Source organism: Vibrio sp. S9_S30, from assembly GCF_014694455.1.
Taxonomy (GTDB): domain Bacteria; phylum Pseudomonadota; class Gammaproteobacteria; order Enterobacterales; family Vibrionaceae; genus Vibrio.
On record NZ_JAAUWT010000057.1, the window covers coordinates 1 to 3,995 of the forward strand.

The 3,995-nt window shown below is 41.9% G+C and carries 1 protein-coding gene; it reads left to right on the forward strand.

Annotation, left to right across the window (positions count from 1 at the left end; genetic code table 11):
* Positions 1 to 627 precede the first annotated feature (627 nt).
* Complete coding sequence (locus HC752_RS23690; protein WP_190337653.1) at positions 628 to 1,104, forward strand: GNAT family N-acetyltransferase; 477 nt, start codon at positions 628 to 630, stop codon at positions 1,102 to 1,104.
* Positions 1,105 to 3,995 lie beyond the last annotated feature (2,891 nt).

Here is a 3,995-nt window from a genome sequence, read left to right on the forward strand (position 1 = left end):
ATCGCTCTAACAAAAGCTTCAAACCGACAAACAACGCGTGGCATTTTTAGTTTGCGGTGATTTTAGTGTTTAAGGCGTAATGCGGCGGTTTGGTCTGTGCGTTGTCTGCGGTTTAAGCTGGCGTTATGAAGCAGCTAAGAAAATGTAGCAAAATTATGGGGTAAGGTTCAAAGTTCCCTTTTCTTATCATCATGATTCGAATCTTCCTCACCTGAATCTTTGCAAGTTTCTTTGGTGAAATGCCGCTTTGGTTTCATCGAAAGGCAAATTGGCTGTTTGGGTATTTTTGCCAAGTGATTCTTTCTAGCAGCCATTTGCTGCGCCGTGATTTTAGTGGGGCGGCAGGGCATCGAAAAATTCAAAGTTTGATGCTCGTCTTTGTTCAACTTGTTGTGAGTTCATTGTATAGCTGCCGGCATTTTGTGAAATGGCTCGGTGTCTTAGGCGTCTGTATTTGCTGGGAAACCGAGGATGCCTTAAAGTCCGTTCATAACAAACAATTCAAGCAGACCAAAAACGTGTGGCATTTTTAGTTTGCGTTGAGTTTGGTGTTTAAGGTGGTATGCGGAAACGGTATTTATACGTTTTTGGCTACTTAATTGGGCGTTATAACTTTTGAGGAAAAAAATGGGACTTAGAGCATTTGAAAAGGAAGACTATAACCTGCTTATTAGTTGGATCGACTCAGAAAAGTTGAACTACCAATGGGGAGGTCCTCAGTTTAATTTTCCTTTAGATATTACTCAAGTTAGTCAGCACTGTTCTAAGGCTGAAGTAATCCCTTTTATCTTTGTTGTCTCAGGAGAAGACGTTGGTTATGTTGAACTCTTCAAAATTACAGAATCCCATTTTCGAATTTGTCGTGTATTTGTATTAGGTCGTTTTCGAGGGCAGGGTATTTCTAGGCTAATGTTGGTTCAGCTATTAGAATTGGCAAAAGAAAAGTACAACGTTAGTAGATTGTCACTTGCAGTTTTTGACCGAAATACGGTGGCGAAGAATTGCTATGAGTCGTTAGGTTTTTCTGTTACCTCACATGAAGTAGGAACGAGGTCGTTTGAAGGGGAAGAGTGGGGTCTTCTACGTATGGAAAAACAGTTATAACAAAAGCTTCAAACCGACAGCCAACGCGTGGCATTTTTGGTTTGCAGTGAATTTAGTGTTTAGTTTGCAATACGGCAGCTTGTTTTGTGCGTTGTCTGCGGTTTAAGCTGGCGTTATAGCGCTTTGATGATTCAAGGGTTGTAAGGTTCTCGAATATTGCTGGCTTCAGTGTTTTTGAGTTCGATTCCTTGACCTGCACCAAGGTGGAGAATTCTCTATCAGCCAAGCTGCTTTGGGAACTCATGCCAGTTGGGGACACCGGATTTTGAAGTTTGGTTTTCGGTTTGTTCTTCTAAATTCTCGACCGAATCGGTGTTTTGAGTTTTGTGGTCTGGTTGCAGTAGGTTTTGTTGGCTAAGATGCTGTTCATTGAATGCAAGCTAAGTGCTTCATTGCCAAGCGAGTTTGTTTGTATCGCTCTAACAAAAGCTTCAAACCGACAAACAACGCGTGGCATTTTTGGTTTGCAGTGAATTTAGTGTTTAAGGCGCAGTGCGGCGGCTTGTTTTGTGCGTTGTCTGCGGTTTAAGCTGGCGTTATAGCGCTTTGATAATTCAAGGGTTGTAAGGTTCTCGAAAATAGCTGGCTTCAGTGCTTCAAATTTCGATTCCTAAACCCGAATAAAGTTGGAAAAGTTGTCGCAAGCCAAGCCGTTGTAACTATTTCAAACCATTCCTGTTTACCGTATTTTGAAGCTTTGTTCTTGGCTCGTTTTTCTGAATCTTCGACCGAATTGGCGTTTTGGGTGTCGTGGTCTGGTTACAGAAGGTTTTGTTGGTTAGGATGCTGTTCATTGAATGCAAGCAAAATGCTTATCTGCCAAGTGAGTTTGTGTACTCGTTACGCTCTAACAAACAATTCAAACAGACCAAAAACGTGTGGCATTTTTAGTTTGCGTTGAGTTTGGTATTTAAGGTGGTATGCAGAAACGGCATTTGTACGTTTTTGGCAGTTTAATTGGGCGTTATGCTTAATCAAATAAAATCAGTGGTTTATGGTTTTTCTTTGTTCCCTTGGCTGATAGGTTATGCGCTTGTCGGCAAGTTGACTTCATTGGGCGCTGCTTTTCGGACATTTATTCTTTGGCGCTGAAAATTCAGAGTATTGCCTCAATCAAATTTCGGGTAAGCACGAGGTTAGGGCAGTTGGTTCAATCAGCAATTTGATCTTGGGTTTTTGAGTTTTAGCGGCCAAATTTCAAAGTCCGATTTTCAAAACTATGAGGCATTTCGGTTTTCTACGTTTTGGCTTTTGTTTGCAAATCAAGGTCGAGTTAATCTTGGTTCTATTAAAACGTAACCCATTGAAGCTTAAGCATAACAAGGCGTTCAAGTGGGATTCATGCCGCGTGGCATTTTTGGTATGCAGTGAGTTTTGGTGGTGAAAGTGGTCTGCGAAAAGTTGGTTTAAGCGGCATTCACCCCTTAACGCGGCGTTATAGCGCTTTGATGCTGCAAGGTTTGTAAGGTTCTCGAAAATTGTTGGCTTCAGTGCATTTCAGTTCTATTCCGTAACCTGAAGCAATGTGGAAAAGTCATCACAAACCAAGTTGCTGCAAGCTGTTAAAATCAATTAGGTTCGCCAAATTTGGAAGCTGAGCTCTTGGCTCATTTTTTCTAAATCTTCGACCGAATTGGCGTTTTGGGTATCGTGGTCTAGTTGCAGAAGGTTTTGTTGGCTAAGATGCCGTCCATTGAATGCAAGTTAAGTGCTTCATTGCCAAGTGAGTTTGTGTACTCGTTACGCTCTAACAAACGCTTCAAGCGGACTGCCAACGCGTGGCATTTTAGGTTTGCAGTGATAATTGTGTTTAAGGCGCAATGCGGTAGCTTTTGTATTGCGTTGTCAGCAGCTTAAGCGGGCGTTATAGCGCTTTGAGAATTCAAGGGTTGTAAGGTTCTCGAAAATTGTTGGCTTCAGTGCTGGAAAATTCAACTTCTCAGCCAGCTTCAAGTTGGAAAAGTCGTCGCAAGCCAAGTCGCTGTAGGATTTCTAAGCCAATTGAGGTCATCGTACCTTGAAGCTTCGCTTTTCGTTTGTTCTTCTAAATTCTCGACCGAGTTGGTGTTTTAAGTTCTGTGGTCTGGTTGCAGCAGGTTTTGTTGGCTAAGATGTCGTTCATTGAATGCAAGCTAAGTGCTTCATTGCCAAGCGAGTTTGTTTGCTTGTGACGCTCTAACAAAAGCTTCAAACCGACAAACAACGCGTGGCATTTTTAGCTTACGGTAATTTTAGTGTTTAAGGCGCAATGCGGCGGCTTGTTTTGTGCGTTGTCTGCGGTTTAAGCTGGCGTTATGAAGCATCTAGGAAAATCCAGTAAAATTAAAGGCTAAGGTTCGAAATTTGCCTTTCGCATCATCATGATTTGAATCTTTCCCAATTGAAAATCGACAATGTTCCTTTGGTGAAATGCCGCTTTGGTATCATCAATAGGCAAATTGGCTGTTTGGTTACTTTGCCAAGTAACTTTTTCTAGCAGCCATTTGCTTCGCCGTTGCTTTCGTGGGGCGTCAGGGCTTTGAAAAGCTCCAAACTTGGCGGGCGTTTTGAGTCAACTTGGTGTGGGTTTATCGAGTAGCTGCCAGCATTTTGTGAATTGGCTCTGTGTCTCAACCATTTGTATTTGCTGGAATTCCGAGGTTGCCGTAAAGTCCGTTCATAACAAACAATTCAAGCAGACCAAAAACGTGTGGCATTTTTAGTTTGCGGTGAGTTTTGTGTTTACGGTGGTTTGCAGAAACGGTATTTGTACGTTTTTGGCTACTTAATTGGGCGTTATGAAGCAGCTAAGAAGATGTGGCAAAATTATAGGGTAAGGTTCAAAGTTCCCTTTTCTTATCATCATGATTAGAATCTTCTTCACCTGAATCTTTGTAAGTTTCTTTGGTGAA

Excerpts from the sequence above, each read along its gene's own strand:
- HC752_RS23690 (WP_190337653.1), top strand. The coding sequence starts at position 628 with ATGGGACTTAGAGCATTTGAAAAGGAAGACTATAACCTGCTTATTAGT.